Raw genomic sequence first — 16,242 nt, forward strand, 5'->3', positions numbered from 1 at the left:
CAGGCTTATCCGAGCGGATGTGGCGATCCTGCCCGGTCAGAACGGATTCCAGGTCGCCCGTTCCGTAAGCTTCAGATAGCCGAGATTGACGCCGAGCCGGGCACCGACGCCGGTGCGGATCGGAACGATGAGCACCCTGTTGCTCTGCAGCACGTTGAAGCCGACGCCCGCTACGACATAGGCGGAGCCGGCGACGCCGCCGAAGCGGTTGTAGAGGCTGCTGATGTCGTCGAGATTGTAGACCAGCATCATCACGCGCGACCCTTCGCCGCCGAAGTCCCAGCCGAGCGACGGGCCTTGCCAGAACACCTTATGGTCGCCGGCGTTCTTGGTGTAGAGCGTGCCCTCGCCATAGGTCAGGCCGCCAATCAGCGCTCCGGATCCTTCCTCGCCGAGCAGATAGCCGTTTGGCAGCCCGTAGGACGCGAAGATCTTTTCGACCACGGTGGCGAGACCGCCTGACGTCGCGCCGAAGAACTTGTGGCCGGAATCGATGATCTCCTGCGCGGTATATTCCTGGGCCCGCGACGCGGAGGTTGAGAAGATGACAGCACCTATGAGGGCGATCGTCATGGCAAGGACGCGGACGAGAGTCCGGTCATAGAATCGGGAAAACATGCTTCCAATCTCCGTCAGGGAGCACTTTCGCCGACGCCTCGTACCCCTACGGCTCTTGGCGGCCGTTTCGAGATGACTATCACGGGCAAACTATGCCGTAATCCTTTTTCAACCATTAAACTGGCGCAGGAAGATGGCGGTTCGAAGGCTGGCGGCCCGACACGGCCTCTTTCGCCCCGGTTTCCTGGCGTGAATGTACCGTTTTTGCCGTCCGCGGCCGCGGATTTGTTGATGCGCGGGCGGGCGCTGTGTATTCAGAAGGCCTTGGAAAAGAGCGTGATTCGCGTGGCGGCGCGAAAATCGGTCGCTCGGCCATGAATATATGAACTAGCAGGGATTTCTCCGATGGCCGAGCTCTTCACCCTCTCCGCCCCCGATCTGGCGGCGCTTCTGTGCAGTCGCGTATGCCATGACATCATCTCGCCGGTCGGCGCCATAAACAACGGGCTCGAACTGCTCGATGAAGGCGGCGCCGACGAAGATGCCATGAAACTGATTCGACAGAGCGCCAGGAACGCCTCGGCGCGTCTGCAGTTTGCCCGTATCGCTTTCGGCGCCGCCGGCTCGGCCGGCATGATGATCGACACCGGCGACGCCGAGGCCGTGGCCATTGCCTTTTTGAAGAACGAGAAGCCGGAGCTCGTCTGGAACGGAGCCCGCGCGCTGCTGCCCAAGAACAAGGTCAAGCTGCTGCTCAATCTCATTCTCGTCGCCAACGCGGCCATACCGCGCGGCGGCAAGCTTGTGGTCACGCTGGAGAATCTCGAGACCGAGCCGCGTTTTTCGCTGTCGGCCAGCGGCCCGATGCTGCGCGTGCCGCCGAAATTCCTCGAGCTGCATTCCGGCCACAAGCCTGAGGAACCGATCGACGCCCATTCGGTCCAGCCCTATTACACGCTGCTTCTGGCTCGCGAGGCCAACATGACCATCTCGATCCATGCGACCGCCGAAGAGATCGTGTTGTCGGCCGTCTAAATACATGTCGCGCAAAAGTGCGCGGCGGTTTTGTGAAACGACATGCGTTAAACAAGGACTTAAGGCGCGTCGCCTGAATCAGCGCGACGCGCTTCAAGCAACGACCAAGAGCAGACCAAGCGTTTATTTCCGCTGATACTGTCGCCTGCAGTGCGGTTGAAGCAATGTCTGCGGTTGCCAGCCTATTGGCTTGACGGTGAAAACCCGTCCGCCGCGCTCTTTGGAAAAACTTTACCTAACCGCTTTTCGGCTTCTTTACCGGATTGCTCTATGGTGCCCCACGGTTACCGGAGGTTGCCGGTTCGGCAGATGGCAAAGAGGGCCCGGAAATGAAGCGCTGCCTGTTCGTGGACGATTCGAGCGTCATCAGGAAGGTCGCCAAGCGTATCCTTGGCGGCTCGGACATCGTGGTCACCGAAGCGGCCACCGGGCTTGATGCGATCGAGATCTGCTCCACCGACATGCCCGATGTCGTCGTTGTCGACGGCGGCCTGCCGGACATGCAGGCGGTCGACCTCATTCGCCGTATCCGCGCCATCGAAAGCCCCGTCAAGCCGCGGATCCTGGTCTCGCTCGTCGAAGTCGACGTCGGCTCGATCATGCGGGCGAAACGTGCCGGCGCCCAGGGCTATCTGCTGAAGCCCTTCAACCGGGCGCAGTTGCTCGAGAGCTTCCGCTTCCTGAAGACCGCGGCTTGAGCTTTTCGGTGTCGGAAACGAAAAACCCGGCCGGAGCCGGGTTTTTGTTTCGAATTACTTTTATACGAACCGTTTTGCCGCAGGTCAGGCGCTGACGCGGATGTCTTCCGGCTCGCGCAGCACATAGCCGCGGCCCCATACCGTCTCGATGTAGTTCTGGCCGCCGGACGCGGCGTCGAGCTTCTTGCGCAGCTTGCAGATGAAGACGTCGATGATCTTCAGTTCCGGCTCGTCCATGCCGCCATAGAGGTGGTTGAGGAACATTTCCTTGGTCAGCGTCGTGCCCTTGCGCAGCGAAAGCAGCTCCAGCATCTGATATTCCTTGCCGGTCAGGTGCACACGCTGGCCGCCGACCTCGACGGTCTTGGCGTCGAGATTGACCACTAGGTCGCCGGTGGTGATGACAGACTGGGCATGGCCCTTGGAGCGGCGCACGATGGCGTGGATGCGCGCCACCAGCTCGTCCTTGTGGAAAGGCTTGGTCATATAGTCGTCGGCGCCGAAGCCGAGACCGCGCACCTTGTCCTCGATGCCGGCCATGCCGGAGAGGATCAGGATCGGCGTCTTGACCTTGGAGAGGCGAAGCGTGCGTAGCACCTCGTAGCCCGACATGTCGGGAAGATTGAGATCGAGAAGGATGATGTCGTAGTCGTAGAGCTTGCCGAGATCGACCCCTTCTTCGCCGAGATCGGTCGTATAGACGTTGAAGCTTTCCGATTTCAGCATCAGCTCGATGCTTTGTGCGGTTGCACTGTCGTCTTCAATCAGCAGAACACGCATTTCATTCCCCTTTTCTGCTGCCGGACCGCGTCACGACCCGTCCGGAACCCGGAGCAGTGATTGCCTGAACAGAAGGTGCCACCGACTGGTTAACAAATCCTAATTTCGTGCCGACCACGATACCAGATTTTTTAACCCCTTTCTACACCTACTTGAATCTAATAACGAATCATGGACCCAAATCGCTCGTGTACCACATTAATAAGCCAGCCTAAGTGACTCCAGAGACTCGCAGGCCGCGCTTCCCGCCGCAGCCGGAATTTTTACCCGGCCTTAAGTCCTCGCCCGTATGATTAACAATGCCCGTAAACGAATGGTTACCGCCGGCAAAAATCTTTAGGGCTTTGTTTCCTATAGTAGGGGGAAAGCCGGGGGAAACGGGCGACGCTTGGGCCTTTTGAGGGCGATGGGACGATATGCAGGTGTGCGTTTTGCGGAGTACCGAGTCATGAAGTCACGTGAAAACCTCGTTCGACTGAAGCAGTTTCAGGTGAATGAGAAGCGGCGCCAGCTGTTGCAGCTGGACATGATGATCGCCGAGTTCGAACGCATGGCCGTCGAGTTGGAGGCGCAGATCGTCGCCGAAGAGAAAAAAGCCGGCATCACCGACATCAATCATTTTGCCTATCCGACCTTCGCCAAGGCGGCACGCCTGCGCCGCGACAACCTCAGGAATTCGCAGGGCGACCTCGCCCAGCAGCGAACCATGGCCGAATCATTACTCGGCGAAGCTGAAGCGGAGCTTTCCAAGGCGGAGATGCTGGAATCGCGCGACAGCAAGATCCGGGACGCGGAAGCGGGCGGCCGCAGCGCTATGATCGGCTGAACCGTGCGCGTGCCGCTATCGCCGGGGTCCTCCGGCATCGCCCATCAAATCGCGCCAGGACAGATCCTGCCCGCGCTCTCAATTCAAGGCTGAATCGCCATATCATCCTGATGGTTAGCCGATGCCCTGGCACGCGCATCCTTGATGTCGGGCGCATGCTCTTCCGCCCAGGAGCGGATCTGGCTGAGCAATCCCGCTAGGTTCTGGCCGAGCTCGGTCAGCTCATACTCGACCCGCGGCGGAACGACCGCATAGATCTCGCGCCGGACAAGGCCGTCGCGCTCCAGTACACGCAGCGTCTGGGTCAGCATCTTCGGCGTGATGCCTTCGAGCTTGCGCGCCAGCTCGCCGTTGCGCATCCGGCCGCGCCGGAGCGCGCAAACGGTTAAGTAGACCCATTTGCTGGCCAGCATCTCGAGCACGGTATGCGACGGGCAGGTGCGCCGGAACACATCGTAGCCAAAGGGAGCGTCCTTACTATCCATGAGGTGCCTATATATATGGAAGGTACATACTGGACAATGGGATATTACTATCCAGATGATAGCGGCATACCAATCGAACAGGAGGCCTCCATGCGTGCCGTTATCCAGAACTCCGTCGGTGGACCCGATGTCCTTTTCGTCGCCGAACAGCCTGATCCCTCGCTCAAGCCTGGCGAGGTGTTGATTCGCGTCCAGGCGGCGGGTATCAACCCTGTCGACGGCGCCGTGCGCGGCGGCTTCTATCCGCTGCTTGGCGAGCCGCCTTTCATTCTCGGCTGGGATATTTCCGGAACCGTCGAGGCAGTGAGCGCCGGTGTGAGCGCCTTCAAGGCCGGCGACGAGGTGTTCGGTATGCCGCGCTTTCCCAAACAGGCCGGAGCCTATGCCGAACTCGCGGCAGCACCAGCGGACGAGATCGCCATCAAGCCCGCAGGCCTCGATCATGTCCATTCGGCAGCGCTGCCGCTCGCCGGCCTCACCGCTTGGCAAGGCCTTGTTCGCCACGGCCGCATTCAGGCCGGCCAGCGCGCGCTGATCCATGCCGGCGCCGGCGGCGTGGGCCATCTGGCGGTGCAGATCGCCAAGGCGCTTGGTGCTCATGTCGTCTCGACCGCCAGTCCGGACAAGCTTGATTTCGTTCGCTCGCTCGGTGCCGACGAGGTGATCGACTACACCAGCAAGGATTTCACCGGGGCGGCCGGCAATTTCGACCTGGTGCTGGAGACCGTCGGCGGCGATCATGCCGAAGCGTCGCTGAAAGTGCTGCGAGATGGCGGCGTGCTGGTGTCGCTGCTCAATGTGCCCGATGCCGCGAGAGCGAAGGCAAAGGAGCGCAACATCCGCGTCGAGCGGATGTCTGTGACGCCCGACCGCGAAGGCCTTGTCGAACTCGCCAGGCTAGTCGACGCCAAGAAGTTGTCGCCTCACGTGGCGAAGGTTTTCCCGCTCGATCAGGCGGGCGCCGCCCACGCCTTCCTCGCCACCCGATCGATCGGCAAGGTCGTGCTCACGGTCTGAGCGAAGGGCTCTCTGGAAAATGAAAGGGCGCGGAATTCCGCGCCCTTCCGTCTCCGACAGCCGGTGTCTAGTGCCGGTATTGCTGGATCCGCGTCGTGCGCAGCCCGGCGAGGCCATATTCGTCGATCGATGCCTGCCAGGAGAGAAATTCCTCCGTGGTGAGCTTGTAGCGCTGGCAGGCCTCTTCCAGGCTGAGCAGTCCGCCGCGAACCGCCGCGACCACTTCCGCCTTGCGCCGGATAACCCAGCGCCGTGTATTCGTCGGCGGCAGATCGGCTATCGTGAGAGGGCTGCCGTCAGGCCCGATAACATATTTGACTCTAGGTCTAACCAGATCGGTCATCGTACTCTCTACTAAAAACTCAAAGACCCAATCCCCGCCACAGTACCGCCACAGCTTTAAAAATTGCCTAAGCGAACCCTAATGACTAGGTAAGGATCGTGAACGTCACGTTAGGTTTTTGTTCGGCATTTGAAACAATCGCGGTACCGGCCCTGATTTGCCGGGAAAAATCGCCGAGAAGATCGCTTGGGGAGGCAAGCTGGCGCAGCCGGTGCGCTTGACCTATATTCCGGCCATTGGCAGCCAGCGCCACGCAGATTGAAAGAACCATGAACAGCCTCGATCTCCCCGGACGCCCAGAAAACACCCGCGTCGTCGTCGCCATGTCGGGTGGCGTTGATTCGTCGGTCGTTGCCGGCATCCTGAAGCGCGAAGGCTATGACGTCGTCGGCGTCACCCTGCAGCTTTACGACCACGGCGCGGCGACGCACCGGGCAGGCTCCTGCTGCGCCGGCCAGGACATCGACGATGCCCGCCGCGTTTCCGAGACGCTCGGCATCCCGCACTACGTGCTCGACTATGAAGAGCGCTTCCGCAAGGCGGTCATCGATCCTTTCGCCGAGAGCTATGTCGCCGGCGAAACGCCTATCCCCTGCGTCTCCTGTAACCAGACGGTCAAGTTCGCCGACCTTTTGGCCACCGCGCAGGACCTCGGCGCCGACGCTTTGGCCACTGGCCATTACATCCGCTCGCGCGCCAATGGTGCGCATCGCGCGCTCTACCGGCCGGTCGACGCCGACCGCGACCAAAGCTATTTCCTGTTTGCCACCACACAGGCGCAGATCGACTATCTGCGCTTCCCGCTCGGCGGTCTCTCCAAGCCGCAGGTGCGGGCGATCGCCGAGGAGATGGGGCTGACGGTCGCCGCCAAGCAGGACAGCCAGGACATCTGCTTCGTGCCGCAGGGCAAGTATTCCGACATCATCGCCAAGCTGAAGCCGGCGGCCGCCAATCCGGGCGACATCGTCCATATCGACGGCCGCGTGCTCGGCCGCCATGAAGGCATCCTGCGCTATACGATCGGCCAGCGCCGCGGCATCGGCATCGCCTCCGGCGAGCCGCTTTATGTCGTCCATCTCGACGCCGACCGCGCGCGCGTGGTGGTCGGCCCGCGCGAGGCGCTGGAGACGCACAAGATTTATCTGCGCAATATGAATTGGCTTGGCGACGGCCCGCTCTCGGATGTCCCTGAAGGCGGGATCGAGCTTTTCGCGAAAGTCCGTTCGACCAGGCCGCCGCGCCCTGCCGTGCTACATCATCACGACGGCGTGACATCGGTCGAGCTGGTCGACGGCGAATCCGGCATCGCGCCCGGACAGGCCTGCGTGCTCTATTCCGACGACGGCAACGAGGCGCGAGTCTACGGCGGCGGTTTCATCGAGCGCTCCGAGCGCGGTGCCGAGGCCGAGGCGATGCTGTCCAGGCTTGCGCAACGGCCCGCACGCATCCCCGCCGAGTAGCCGGTACCCTTCGACCGATTGGGCACCTCAGGTCAGGATTGTCCTTGCGGATTGCTTAGTCCGGCGAGCCGCTATGCGTCACTGTGCCCGCCGTGAGAATGCGCAGCACCCGGATCGCTTCCTCGCCGTCGGTGCGCGGTTCCGCGCGTGTCTCGATGCATTGCATAAAATGCGCGAGTTCGCGTGTCAGCGGCATGCCTTCGCCGACCGCCACGTAAGAAGGCTCGTTGGCGGTGAAGGCCCACTGGCCGCTGTCCTGCCAGACCGCGTGGCGGTAGACGGCAAGCTTGCGCTCCCAGGGCTCGACATCGTCGAAAACGGCCATCGCCTTGGTGCCGACCACGGTGAGCCGGCGCTCGCGATAGGGATTGAGCCGCGAGGCGAAGAGATGACTGCGCACGCCGTTCGGAAAACGCATGTGCAGATGCGCGAAGTCGCTAAGATTGTCGAGAAGCGCTGCGCCTTCGCCCCTGACCTCGATCGGCTCGGTGCCGGTGATGGCGAGAATCATCGAGAGGTCGTGCGGCGCCAGGTCCCACAGCGCGTCGTTCTCGGTGTGGAACTTGCCGAGGCCGAGCCGGTGCGAATGGATATAGCGCACCTCGCCGAGTTCGCCGTTATCGATCAGCGCTTTCAGCGTCTCGAAGGCGGGATGGAAGCGCAGTACGTGGCCGACCATGAAGACGCGGCCATTTTTCCTGGCAGCCTTCACCGAGCGCTCGGCATCCGCGACCGTCAGCGCGATGGGCTTCTCCACCAGCACGTCCTTGCCGCTCTCGACGGCGCGCACCGCCATGTCGACATGGAATTGCGGCGGCAGCGCCATGACGATGGCATCGACATCGGCACGCTCGAATAGCTTGTCCGGCTCGATCGCCTGGCAGTCCTGCTCGCTGGCAAAGCCTTCGGCGCGGGCGCGATTGACGTCGGAAACGGCATGGAGCGCGCCGAGCGCCTTGAGGGTGCGGATGTGGTTGCTGCCCCAGTATCCGCAACCGAGGACTGCAATGCGCGGCTTCATTCGTTCAAACTCTAGAATTTCATGGCCGAGACATAACGACGTGCCCCGTCGAACTCAACCCCGACGCATGGGCTTGAGTGTCTGTCCGGCAAAGCTTTTTTCGGGGACGAGATTATGCCGACTTGCCGGCCGTATCCCAGCTTGACAGGTTTGCCCCGCCAACCTTATATCCGCGCGACCTTGGCGAATGCCTCGAAATTGCCCGATCCCGGGCAGTTCTTCGAGCCTCTTCGCCGCTCCTGGCGGAGTAGCTCAGTTGGTTAGAGCACGGGAATCATAATCCTGGGGTCGGGGGTTCAAGTCCCTCCTCCGCTACCATCATTTGAAAAAGCGTTGGGGCCTCCCGGTTTGTGGTTTGGCAAGTTGAGACGCTCGACCGGCGCGCCGTGAATCCCTCATGCACTGATGGCGCTCAGCGTTGAAGAGCGCTCCCTATATCGAACGCGCGATGCAGCGGAAGCCAAGGTGACAGGTTGACGTATCCACGGGCTGCGCCATGCGGGCGGCCGGGCGGTAGCGCCGGCAGTAATTGGGTGCGCAGAGGAACGAACCACCCTTGGTGACCTTGCGCGGAATGCGAATTTCGGGCGTCAGCGGATCGTAACTCGCGTCGCGCTCGCCGCCGCGCGGATTTTCTATCGTGCAGCAGGAGCTCTCGATCGGGCGATGCTCCTGGTACCAGTCCGTGGTCCACTGCCAGACATTGCCGGCCATGTCGTAGAGGCCGTAGCCGTTCGCCGGAAAGGAAGCGACCGGCGCGGTCCATTCGTAGCCGTCCTCGCAATCGTTGCGGAATGGGAACTCGCCCTGATAGGTGTTGGCCATGTGCTGGCCGCCGGGGGTCAGCTCGTCGCCCCAGACGAATTCGGCGCCGTCCAGCCCGCCGCGCGCGGCGAACTCCCACTCGGCTTCGGTCGGCAGCGCCTTCCCGACCCAGTTCGCATAGGCTTCCGCGTCCTCGTAGGCGACGTGCACCACAGGATGGTTTTCGAGCCCCTTCAAGCCGCTGGCAGGCCCGCGCGGATGCCGCCAGTTGGCACCGCGCACGTAGGCCCACCAGTTGTAGTGGTTGTTGCGATCGATGCCGCGCGGGGGCCTGACGAACAAGGCTGAAGCCGGCGCCAGCGCTTCGGCGCTGGCTCCGGGATAGTCAGCGGCATTTGCGGGACGCTCGGCCAGCGTGACATAGCCGGTCGCCTCGACAAAGCGCCTGAACTCGGCATTCGTGACCGTGGTGCGATCCATCCAGAAGCCGCCGACGACGACGCGGTGCGCCGGCGCCTCTTCCGGATAGTGGCAGTTCGAGCCCAACAGGAATTTGCCGCCTGGGATCCAAAGCATATCGCCGTTTGACGAAACCGCTGGCTTTGCAGCAAGTCGTGCCTCAATCATCGGGTGGTCTCATCCGGACGGCGGAACGCATCCGCCTTTCAATCCCCCGCAGCGAACATATCTTCCGGGCTTGGTGTCACCAGCGGCGTGAAGTACGTCAGCCGCACGGCTTCCAGCAGCAACAGCGGGGGTTTCATCTGGGTTGCGAGCTCGGTAATCCTTGCCTGCAACACCTTGACTTTGTCAGGATACTTGTCGGCCAGATTGGTAGCTTCCGATTTGTCCTGCACCAAATTGAACAGCTCTATCTTTTGCGGCAACGTTGCCGACCATAACAGTTTCCATTCTCCCTCGCGTACGGCGCCAGTCATCGGATCGACATTGTAGACGATCTCCGTGCGCGGCGAAGGTTTGCCCTCGCTGATGGCCGGCCACATATCCATGCCGTCTAGCGGTTTGTCCTTGCCAGGCTTCGCACCAGCCAGCCCAGCCAGTGTCGGCAACATGTCAACGACGTGCATGAGACCATTGAAGACGCTAGGCTTGATCTTGCCGGGCCAGTTCATGAAGGCAACCGAGCGAGTACCGCCCTCATAGAGGGTGCCTTTGCCGTCGCGATAGGGGCCATTATCCGCAGGCAGCTTGCCGCTCACCTTCGAGTCGCCCGTGAACATCGAGTTGACGACGCCGCCATTGTCGCTCATGAAAACGATCAGGGTGTTGTCGCGAATCCCCTTCTTCTCGAGGGCTGCCACGACATTTCCGATCTCGTCATCGATCACCGAGACCATGGCGGCATAGGTTCTGCGGTTCTCGTCGGCGATGTTCTTATACCTGTCGAGATATTCCTTCGGAGCCTGGAATGGCGTGTGGGGCGCGGTGAAGGCGAGGTAGAGAAAGAGCGGCTTCTTCTGATCGTGAGCGTTGATGACTCGGACAGCCTCCTGACCGAACAGGGTGTTGTCGAAGCCTGGCTCCTTGATCGGCTTGTTGTTCCTGTACCAGTCCGCAATACCGTGCGACGCATGTTTGAAATGGTCGATCTCGCCGACCGTTGCCCCGTAGAATGAATCAAATCCCCGCTGTTTTGGCCAGTAGTCAGTCTTGGCATGGCCGAGATGCCATTTGCCGCTCATCGCCGTCTGGTAGCCCGCGTCTCTAAGGATTTGCGGAAGAAGCGTCTCGTCGAGCGGAAGGCCGTAGGTCCCTGCGGCGGGGACGACGCCAACCTGCATGCCATAGCGTAGCGGATAGCGGCCGGTCATGAGGGCGCAACGCGTTGGTGTGCACATCGGCTGCACGTAATATTCTTCGAGCTTCGCCCCCTCCGAGGCAAGCTTGTCGATGTTGGGCGTCTTGATGTCTGAGCCATGGTAGCCGACGTCTTTCCAACCCTGATCGTCCGCAACGATGAAGACGATGTTCGGCTGCGATGGCCCGGCCGCCGCAGGCTGAACGCCGGCAAGGCCGGCGAGTGCGCCGGAAAGGCCGACGGGCGCGGCAAATCGCGAAACGGCGGCCGCCGTTCCGGCCATCAATGCATCCCGCCGCGTAATTTTGCTGGTTATGCCGGCCTTAGCCGGGAAGTCACGATCGTTGCTCATGTTACGTCCCTGCTCTGCTAATTCACGCCGTTCCACTCAGAATCATGGCGCACCTGGCGCCGATCGGCCTTCCAGAAGCCAATGAAGGCGCGCCTTGGTATTCACTCGACCGACTGCGTGCCGCGAGATCTCTCGGGTTCCAGGAAAGCGTGTCGGGACTGTCAGGGCCTCTCCGGGAAACCGCCGGCCCCAGAAGGCACGACTGCCCCAGGGCGCTCGATGTCCTTTGCGCACGCTGCTGAAATGGTCTTGCCTGTTCATGCTCCCCACTCGCCGTGCGTCGGCGATGTTCCTGCGCTGTTTGATCTCGCGCAATTCGAGCTTAAGTTATACCTAATACAACCATGCTGCTATCCACTTTGCGCAAAGGAAGTATTTTTTCGCCCGCAGGGACGTACCGTTCGATTTGGAGAACCTGCCGACGCGGCCCTCGAGGCATGCCGGTCACAGCCGATGATAACAGCGGCTTTTGATGTGGCAGCGCAGACGCTCTTCCCCGATGCGCCGTCATCACTCACGTGCTTGCCCGCCTTGGCCCATTGTGAGCGCCTTGCTGATCAACTCAAGTTGCAGGAATGGCAGAACATCGAGAAGAGCACGGCGAGCAGAAGGACAATCTTCCACGGCCGGACATCCAGTTCGTCGAACTTGACGAAGAAGACAACGGAGAACATGGCGCTGGCATAGATGAAGTTAAGTCGCGCCAAAAACTGGAGAACGTGAGCCGGCACGGCAGCGCGAGGCAAGGTTATCCTGCGGCGCGGCGGCATGGCCGACCAGTAACCGATTTGCCCCGCGATCGAGCAAGGAGCGGCAATCAGATAGAGTGGTGGGTCGAACTGCTGACCGGCTAACAGCAACTTGCGGTAAAAATGGAGTTCCGTTCCACAGCACGATGCTGTCGGCAGTGGTCTGCACCAGCAGCCAGAACCAGAATTACGCCGTCGACCGAGGGCGGCCGATGCCTTGCTCCGCCATCACTCAGCAGTCCAGCAGTAAACGCAAGCGCCGCCGAGAACCGACCACTTCATTTCAATCCGCAATTATCCCGGATGGGCTGGCGAGAATTGATAGGTGAAGCCAAGTATCGGACCCTGCTGAGTGAGTTTGTTGACGAAGCCGTCGTGGCTGTAATTGTCGTGCACGGCCCGATAACCGACGAACATCGACATCTTGTCGTTGAACTGATACCCGGCGCCGCCCATCACATCCCACATGGATTTGGATCCCGCGCCGAAACCGCCGACAAGGCCCCAGCCGGCCAGGTAGATGCCATTGCCGACATTGGCCTTGAACTTGGCGCCGATCACCGGATCGACCCACGTATCGCCGTCACTCGCTGACCTACCATCAAGCGCACCGCCATGGAAGTCGAAACTGTTGTCGACCGACCAGAGGCGGGCGCCGGCCACGAGGTCGAAATTCGCCCCATCCTGATAGTAAATGCTGTAACCGCCGAGCGCGGTCCCCATGAAAGTGCTCACCGTCGCATCGATGTTGGAGGCGAGGATTCCCCTCGGGGAGCCGATGTTGGCGTCGAGCTTGGCGTAGACTATGTCCGTGCTGATCGTGAAAGGCCCGTTGCGGGCTTCCGTGAGCCCCATGAAGCCGAATTTGAGGTGATTCAGCACGTCGCTGAAGCTCACATCGACATCCTGAGGCGGGAATCCGAAGAGGCCGCTTTCGCCCTTGATGCCCGATGCCCAGAGATACGGGGCGACAGTAAAGGTCCAACCTTCATCTTGTGGCTTGGTGACATCAGCTGCAAAGGCATTGGCCGCACCAAGGACCGACACTCCTGCCGTTGCCAAGGCGACCACACGAAATTTGTTCATCATCGTCCCCATTTGTCGTTCTTGTAGCCCCGACCGCGCCAAGCCGAGTTCACCGCCTCGGTACAGGATGAACCCCTGCTTGCGCGCTCTGTCAATTTGGCCGCATGCGATATCCCCCACCGGCGCCGCTCGTCGGCGATATTGCGCACGAATTGATCTCGCGCAATTTGCGCGTAAGCTATCCCTAATACAACCGTCCTGCTATCCACTTTGCGCAAAGGACGTTTTGCTTGACCACGTGGCCTTCATTGCCTTCGTACAGGGATGTGCAGCTTGGCCCTGACGACCTTACCAGCGCCGCCTCTGGTCTGCCGGTGAAAATAGACAGGCTTTCGCCCGGCTACCTTCCCTCCCGCATCCGGCAAATCCAGTCTCCAGGCAAGTGGGCGCTCGACCTGCCGGAATTCAATTGCGCCTTTCGCGCCAGTGGCGGTTTCGATCCCGGCTCGGTGGCGATAGTGGCCGTCGAGCGGGCCTGTGGATCGACGATATGCGGCATCGCGCTCGAAGACGACTTGATCCTGGCAATTCCTGCCGGCACCAACGTGACGGCAACGGTCCGGCCCGGCCTCGCTTACGCTGTCGCCATTGTACCGACAGCGACCTGGATGGAGATCCAATCGGTTGTCGCGGGGATCGTCCTCGAACAGGTCAGCGATCGCCCGGTTGCAGTTCGGCTCGCCACCGACGAAGCGCAACGAATCCGAAGCCAAATGAAGTCGATGGCAGATTACCTCGGCACTGTTGCAAGCGGCCCCTTTCTGCCGGAACAGCCTCCAGCTTCGCTCGTGGAATGTCTAGGGGTGGTGGCTGACGCCTTCGCGGGCGCAGATGTTCGTGAGACCGGGACAGGCGGTCCAGCGAATCGTCATTTTAGACAAGCGTCGGCAGCCGAGGATTTCATCCGTACTCATATCCGGGAAGACATACCCATTGTTCGACTATGTAAAGAAGTCGGCGTCAGCCGTCGACAGCTGGAGTACGCCTTCCGCACTACCTTCGCCGTAACTCCGCTCGAATTCATCAGGGCGCTCCGTCTCAACGAAGCCAGGCGACTGCTTACCAGTGGCGGCGCAACCGGCTTGAGCGTCACAAAGATAGCGATGGAGGTTGGGATCACCCATCTCGGCCGCTTCGCAGCGAATTATCGCCTGTTCTTCGGCGAGTCTCCCAAGGAAACACTTCAACGTGCGGGGAGATCGTGAACAGGATTGCGCTGGCCGAGAAAGTTGCGCCGCGTCTTCATCCCAAGCAACTCGACGGAATTTGCGCAATCCGGATAGAAGGCACGATCGAGAATCTGTATATTCCAAGGTGCTAATAATAAACTGCGCCGCGCAGGGTCAGGAAGCAGGCTCGGCCCGATTTCGAGTTTGACGCAGGCTTGCGTCGGGTACGCGGTGTGCGGCCGGGATACAAAGGCGGAGCGGAGAGCTCTTTGGGAGGATGAAAAAATGACAAGACCTAGCTTGAGATTGACCGGCGCTGCCGGAATCATCGCCGCCTTGATGTTCGCCGGGCTCGTCGATAGCATTGCGCCCTTCGCTCCTTTCGTCAGCGATGCGCAAGCGCGAGTTGGTCGTCCGCTCACGCCCGGCAGCGTCGCAGGTGTCGCGAGGCGTACCACTCGCCGGACGATCCGCCGCTCGACCGTTTACGTGGCCAGGCTTCCGGCAGCATGCGTGAAGACCTCGATCAACGGCACGCTGTTGTGGCACTGCGGCAGCACGTATTATCAACCCTACGGCGGACGCTACGTCGTCGTCCACGTGTATTGAGTGAACCCGTCGATCCTTCCCACGACAGGGCGGCGGCCCCCTGCCTCATTGTCGGGCGGCTACTGCGCGAGCCGCGCGGCGTGCCATTTCAGATGATCGTCCATGGCGGAAACAGCTTTCATCGGTATGCCTTCTCATCGGGGTTCGGACCGGCATAACCCTCCGCCCCCCGCGCTCGCAACCTTCTTCCGAACTTGATCGGCGCCCCTCCCCCGACAGGCGGCCTCAAGCCAGGCCAAACCGTTCGACGGCCCGCATGATGCCGCGCAGTTCGGCAAGCCCCTTCAGCCGGCCGATCAGCGAGTAGCCGGGATTGATCCTGGTTTTGCCGATGTCGTCGGCGAGCAGATGCCCGTGATCCGGCCGCATCGGAATGCGCCAATCGGCGCGGCCCTCCTTCCGACGCCGCGCCTCCTCCTGCATCAGGGCAAGGATGACATGCGCCATGTCGGTGCCGCCCTCGAGATGCTCGGCCTCGTAGAAGGAGCCGTCATCCTCGATGGTGACGTTGCGAAGATGGACGAAATGGATGCGGTCGGCGAATTCCTTGACCATGGCGACGATGTCGTTGTCCGCGCGCGTGCCGTAGGAGCCGGTGCAGAAGGTGAGACCGTTGACCGGACTATCGACGGCATTGAGGATGAAGCGCGCGTCCTCGGCCGTCGAGACGATGCGCGGCAGCCCATAGAGCGAGAAGGGCGGGTCGTCGGGATGGATGCACATGCGCACCCCTTCCTGTTCGGCGACCGGAATGATCTCGCGCAGGAACCAGGCGAGGTTTTCGCCCAATTCCTTCGGCCCGATTGCATCGTATTCGGCCAGCGCCTCGCGAAAACTGTCGCGGTCGTAGCTGCGCTCGGTGGCGGGCAGGCCGGCGATGAGGTTGCGCTCGATCCTGTCGATCTTCTCGTCGCTCAGCTCCTGCAGCCGCGCTTGCGCTGCGGCGATGCGGGCGGACGTGTAGCCGGCCTCGGCATTCTTGCGCTTCAGCACGAACAGGTCGTAAGCCGCGAAATCGATGGCGTCGAAGCGCAAGGCATAACCGGTCGTCGGAAGCCGGTACGCCAGATCCGTGCGGGTCCAGTCGACCACGGGCATGAAATTGTAGCAGATCGTCGCGATGCCGGCCTTCGCCAGCGCGCGGATCGTATCCTTGTAGAAGCCGACATAACGGAGCCGTTCCGGCGAGCCGATCTTGATAGAATTGTGGACGGGGATGCTCTCGACGACCGACCAGGTCAGCCCCGCCGCCTCGATGATCCGCTTGCGCTCCAGGATGTTTTCAAGCGGCCAGGCGCGCCCGTCATAGATGTCGTGCAGGGCCGAGACGACGCCGGTCGCGCCCGCCTGCTTGACATGATCGAGTGTCACCGGATCGTCCGGGCCGTACCAACGCCAGCACTGTTCCATCGCCGTTTCCTTTTCAAGAGAGCGGCAACTTATTGTTGGACCACGATAGGAGTCAAATTA

The 16,242-nt window shown here is 61.2% G+C and carries 18 protein-coding genes and 1 tRNA gene; 9 read left to right on the forward strand and 10 right to left on the reverse strand.

What is annotated here, in order from left to right; translation table 11 throughout:
• Positions 1-36: 36 nt before the first annotated feature.
• Positions 37-573 carry an EipA family protein gene (locus tag P9236_RS09660; RefSeq protein WP_278074668.1) on the reverse strand — a complete coding sequence of 179 codons (537 nt, stop codon included), beginning with the start codon at positions 571-573 and terminating at the stop codon, positions 37-39.
• Between the two features lie 390 nt (positions 574-963).
• Between P9236_RS09660 and P9236_RS09665 the strand changes: the two genes are divergently transcribed.
• Positions 964-1,593 (forward strand): histidine phosphotransferase family protein, encoded by a 630-nt coding sequence (locus tag P9236_RS09665; RefSeq protein WP_278074392.1) that lies wholly within the window; start codon positions 964-966, stop codon positions 1,591-1,593.
• A gap of 329 nt (positions 1,594-1,922) precedes the next feature.
• Entirely contained in the window at positions 1,923-2,291 is a 369-nt protein-coding gene (locus tag P9236_RS09670; RefSeq protein ID WP_278074393.1) for a response regulator, read from the forward strand.
• A gap of 84 nt (positions 2,292-2,375) precedes the next feature.
• Here the strand turns inward: P9236_RS09670 and ctrA are convergent, their stop codons facing one another.
• Complete coding sequence (gene ctrA, locus P9236_RS09675; RefSeq protein ID WP_006203583.1) at positions 2,376-3,071, reverse strand: cell cycle two-component system response regulator CtrA; 696 nt, start codon at positions 3,069-3,071, stop codon at positions 2,376-2,378.
• 448 nt (positions 3,072-3,519) lie between these two features.
• Between ctrA and P9236_RS09680 the strand changes: the two genes are divergently transcribed.
• A complete protein-coding gene (locus P9236_RS09680) occupies positions 3,520-3,897 on the forward strand; it encodes a flagellar export protein FliJ (protein WP_278074669.1) in 378 nt (125 codons plus the stop codon).
• Positions 3,898-3,980: 83 nt separating this feature from the next.
• Here the strand turns inward: P9236_RS09680 and P9236_RS09685 are convergent, their stop codons facing one another.
• Positions 3,981-4,382: a helix-turn-helix domain-containing protein gene (locus P9236_RS09685; RefSeq protein ID WP_278074394.1), complete on the reverse strand. Its 402-nt coding sequence runs from the start codon at positions 4,380-4,382 to the stop codon at positions 3,981-3,983.
• 90 nt (positions 4,383-4,472) lie between these two features.
• Here P9236_RS09685 and P9236_RS09690 point away from each other — a divergent pair, with 90 nt between their 5' ends.
• Positions 4,473-5,399: an NADP-dependent oxidoreductase gene (locus tag P9236_RS09690; protein WP_278074395.1), complete on the forward strand. Its 927-nt coding sequence runs from the start codon at positions 4,473-4,475 to the stop codon at positions 5,397-5,399.
• Positions 5,400-5,466: 67 nt separating this feature from the next.
• Here the strand turns inward: P9236_RS09690 and P9236_RS09695 are convergent, their stop codons facing one another.
• Both P9236_RS09695 and P9236_RS09700 read right to left on the reverse strand, forming a co-directional pair.
• Positions 5,467-5,742, reverse strand: coding sequence for a DUF1153 domain-containing protein (locus P9236_RS09695; protein WP_006203587.1), 276 nt, complete (start codon positions 5,740-5,742; stop codon positions 5,467-5,469).
• Positions 5,743-5,827: 85 nt separating this feature from the next.
• Positions 5,828-6,013 carry a hypothetical protein gene (locus P9236_RS09700; protein ID WP_278074396.1) on the reverse strand — a complete coding sequence of 62 codons (186 nt, stop codon included), beginning with the start codon at positions 6,011-6,013 and terminating at the stop codon, positions 5,828-5,830.
• Here P9236_RS09700 and mnmA point away from each other — a divergent pair.
• Positions 6,012-7,202, forward strand: coding sequence for a tRNA 2-thiouridine(34) synthase MnmA (mnmA, locus tag P9236_RS09705; RefSeq protein ID WP_278074397.1), 1,191 nt, complete (start codon positions 6,012-6,014; stop codon positions 7,200-7,202). The two genes, P9236_RS09700 and mnmA, sit on opposite strands and share 2 nt — an antisense overlap.
• Positions 7,203-7,257: 55 nt before the next feature.
• Here mnmA and P9236_RS09710 read toward each other — a convergent pair whose 3' ends face one another.
• Positions 7,258-8,223 carry a Gfo/Idh/MocA family oxidoreductase gene (locus tag P9236_RS09710; RefSeq protein WP_278074398.1) on the reverse strand — a complete coding sequence of 322 codons (966 nt, stop codon included), beginning with the start codon at positions 8,221-8,223 and terminating at the stop codon, positions 7,258-7,260.
• Positions 8,224-8,464: 241 nt separating this feature from the next.
• Here P9236_RS09710 and P9236_RS09715 point away from each other — a divergent pair.
• Positions 8,465-8,541, forward strand: a tRNA-Met gene (locus P9236_RS09715).
• A gap of 114 nt (positions 8,542-8,655) precedes the next feature.
• Here the strand turns inward: P9236_RS09715 and P9236_RS09720 are convergent.
• Together P9236_RS09720 and P9236_RS09725 are read right to left on the reverse strand one after the other, a co-directional pair.
• Positions 8,656-9,564: a formylglycine-generating enzyme family protein gene (locus P9236_RS09720; protein ID WP_278074399.1), complete on the reverse strand. Its 909-nt coding sequence runs from the start codon at positions 9,562-9,564 to the stop codon at positions 8,656-8,658.
• An 89-nt stretch (positions 9,565-9,653) separates the two neighbouring features.
• Positions 9,654-11,159: an arylsulfatase gene (locus P9236_RS09725; protein WP_278074400.1), complete on the reverse strand. Its 1,506-nt coding sequence runs from the start codon at positions 11,157-11,159 to the stop codon at positions 9,654-9,656.
• Positions 11,160-11,734: 575 nt separating this feature from the next.
• Here P9236_RS09725 and P9236_RS09730 point away from each other — a divergent pair.
• Positions 11,735-12,013, forward strand: coding sequence for a hypothetical protein (locus P9236_RS09730; protein WP_278074401.1), 279 nt, complete (start codon positions 11,735-11,737; stop codon positions 12,011-12,013).
• Positions 12,014-12,202: 189 nt separating this feature from the next.
• Here the strand turns inward: P9236_RS09730 and P9236_RS09735 are convergent, their stop codons facing one another.
• Complete coding sequence (locus P9236_RS09735) at positions 12,203-12,994, reverse strand: hypothetical protein (RefSeq protein WP_278074402.1); 792 nt, start codon at positions 12,992-12,994, stop codon at positions 12,203-12,205.
• Between the two features lie 230 nt (positions 12,995-13,224).
• Between P9236_RS09735 and P9236_RS09740 the strand changes: the two genes are divergently transcribed.
• Together P9236_RS09740 and P9236_RS09745 are read left to right on the forward strand one after the other, a co-directional pair.
• On the forward strand, positions 13,225-14,199 hold the full coding sequence (locus P9236_RS09740) for a helix-turn-helix domain-containing protein (RefSeq protein ID WP_278074403.1): 975 nt from the start codon (positions 13,225-13,227) through the stop codon (positions 14,197-14,199).
• A 303-nt stretch (positions 14,200-14,502) separates the two neighbouring features.
• Positions 14,503-14,772, forward strand: coding sequence for a hypothetical protein (locus P9236_RS09745; protein ID WP_278074670.1), 270 nt, complete (start codon positions 14,503-14,505; stop codon positions 14,770-14,772).
• A 225-nt stretch (positions 14,773-14,997) separates the two neighbouring features.
• On the opposite strand, the gene uxuA is transcribed toward P9236_RS09745, so the two are convergent.
• Complete coding sequence (uxuA, locus tag P9236_RS09750) at positions 14,998-16,182, reverse strand: mannonate dehydratase (RefSeq protein ID WP_278074404.1); 1,185 nt, start codon at positions 16,180-16,182, stop codon at positions 14,998-15,000.
• Positions 16,183-16,242 lie beyond the last annotated feature (60 nt).

It is taken from the genome of Mesorhizobium sp. WSM4884, assembly GCF_029625675.1.
Lineage (GTDB): Bacteria > Pseudomonadota > Alphaproteobacteria > Rhizobiales > Rhizobiaceae > Mesorhizobium.

Coding starts and splice junctions, on each gene's coding strand:
- P9236_RS09700 (WP_278074396.1), bottom strand. CDS start 6,013: ATGGTTCTTTCAATCTGCGTGGCGCTGGCTGCCAATGGCCGGAATATA.
- P9236_RS09680 (WP_278074669.1), top strand. CDS start 3,520: ATGAAGTCACGTGAAAACCTCGTTCGACTGAAGCAGTTTCAGGTGAAT.
- P9236_RS09735 (WP_278074402.1), bottom strand. CDS start 12,994: ATGAACAAATTTCGTGTGGTCGCCTTGGCAACGGCAGGAGTGTCGGTC.
- P9236_RS09670 (WP_278074393.1), top strand. CDS start 1,923: ATGAAGCGCTGCCTGTTCGTGGACGATTCGAGCGTCATCAGGAAGGTC.
- P9236_RS09665 (WP_278074392.1), top strand. CDS start 964: ATGGCCGAGCTCTTCACCCTCTCCGCCCCCGATCTGGCGGCGCTTCTG.
- uxuA (WP_278074404.1), bottom strand. CDS start 16,182: ATGGAACAGTGCTGGCGTTGGTACGGCCCGGACGATCCGGTGACACTC.
- P9236_RS09720 (WP_278074399.1), bottom strand. CDS start 9,564: ATGCTTTGGATCCCAGGCGGCAAATTCCTGTTGGGCTCGAACTGCCAC.
- P9236_RS09685 (WP_278074394.1), bottom strand. CDS start 4,382: ATGGATAGTAAGGACGCTCCCTTTGGCTACGATGTGTTCCGGCGCACC.
- ctrA (WP_006203583.1), bottom strand. CDS start 3,071: ATGCGTGTTCTGCTGATTGAAGACGACAGTGCAACCGCACAAAGCATC.
- P9236_RS09710 (WP_278074398.1), bottom strand. CDS start 8,223: ATGAAGCCGCGCATTGCAGTCCTCGGTTGCGGATACTGGGGCAGCAAC.
- P9236_RS09745 (WP_278074670.1), top strand. CDS start 14,503: ATGTTCGCCGGGCTCGTCGATAGCATTGCGCCCTTCGCTCCTTTCGTC.
- P9236_RS09690 (WP_278074395.1), top strand. CDS start 4,473: ATGCGTGCCGTTATCCAGAACTCCGTCGGTGGACCCGATGTCCTTTTC.
- P9236_RS09660 (WP_278074668.1), bottom strand. CDS start 573: ATGACGATCGCCCTCATAGGTGCTGTCATCTTCTCAACCTCCGCGTCG.
- P9236_RS09730 (WP_278074401.1), top strand. CDS start 11,735: ATGGCAGAACATCGAGAAGAGCACGGCGAGCAGAAGGACAATCTTCCA.
- P9236_RS09695 (WP_006203587.1), bottom strand. CDS start 5,742: ATGACCGATCTGGTTAGACCTAGAGTCAAATATGTTATCGGGCCTGAC.
- P9236_RS09725 (WP_278074400.1), bottom strand. CDS start 11,159: ATGAGCAACGATCGTGACTTCCCGGCTAAGGCCGGCATAACCAGCAAA.
- mnmA (WP_278074397.1), top strand. CDS start 6,012: ATGAACAGCCTCGATCTCCCCGGACGCCCAGAAAACACCCGCGTCGTC.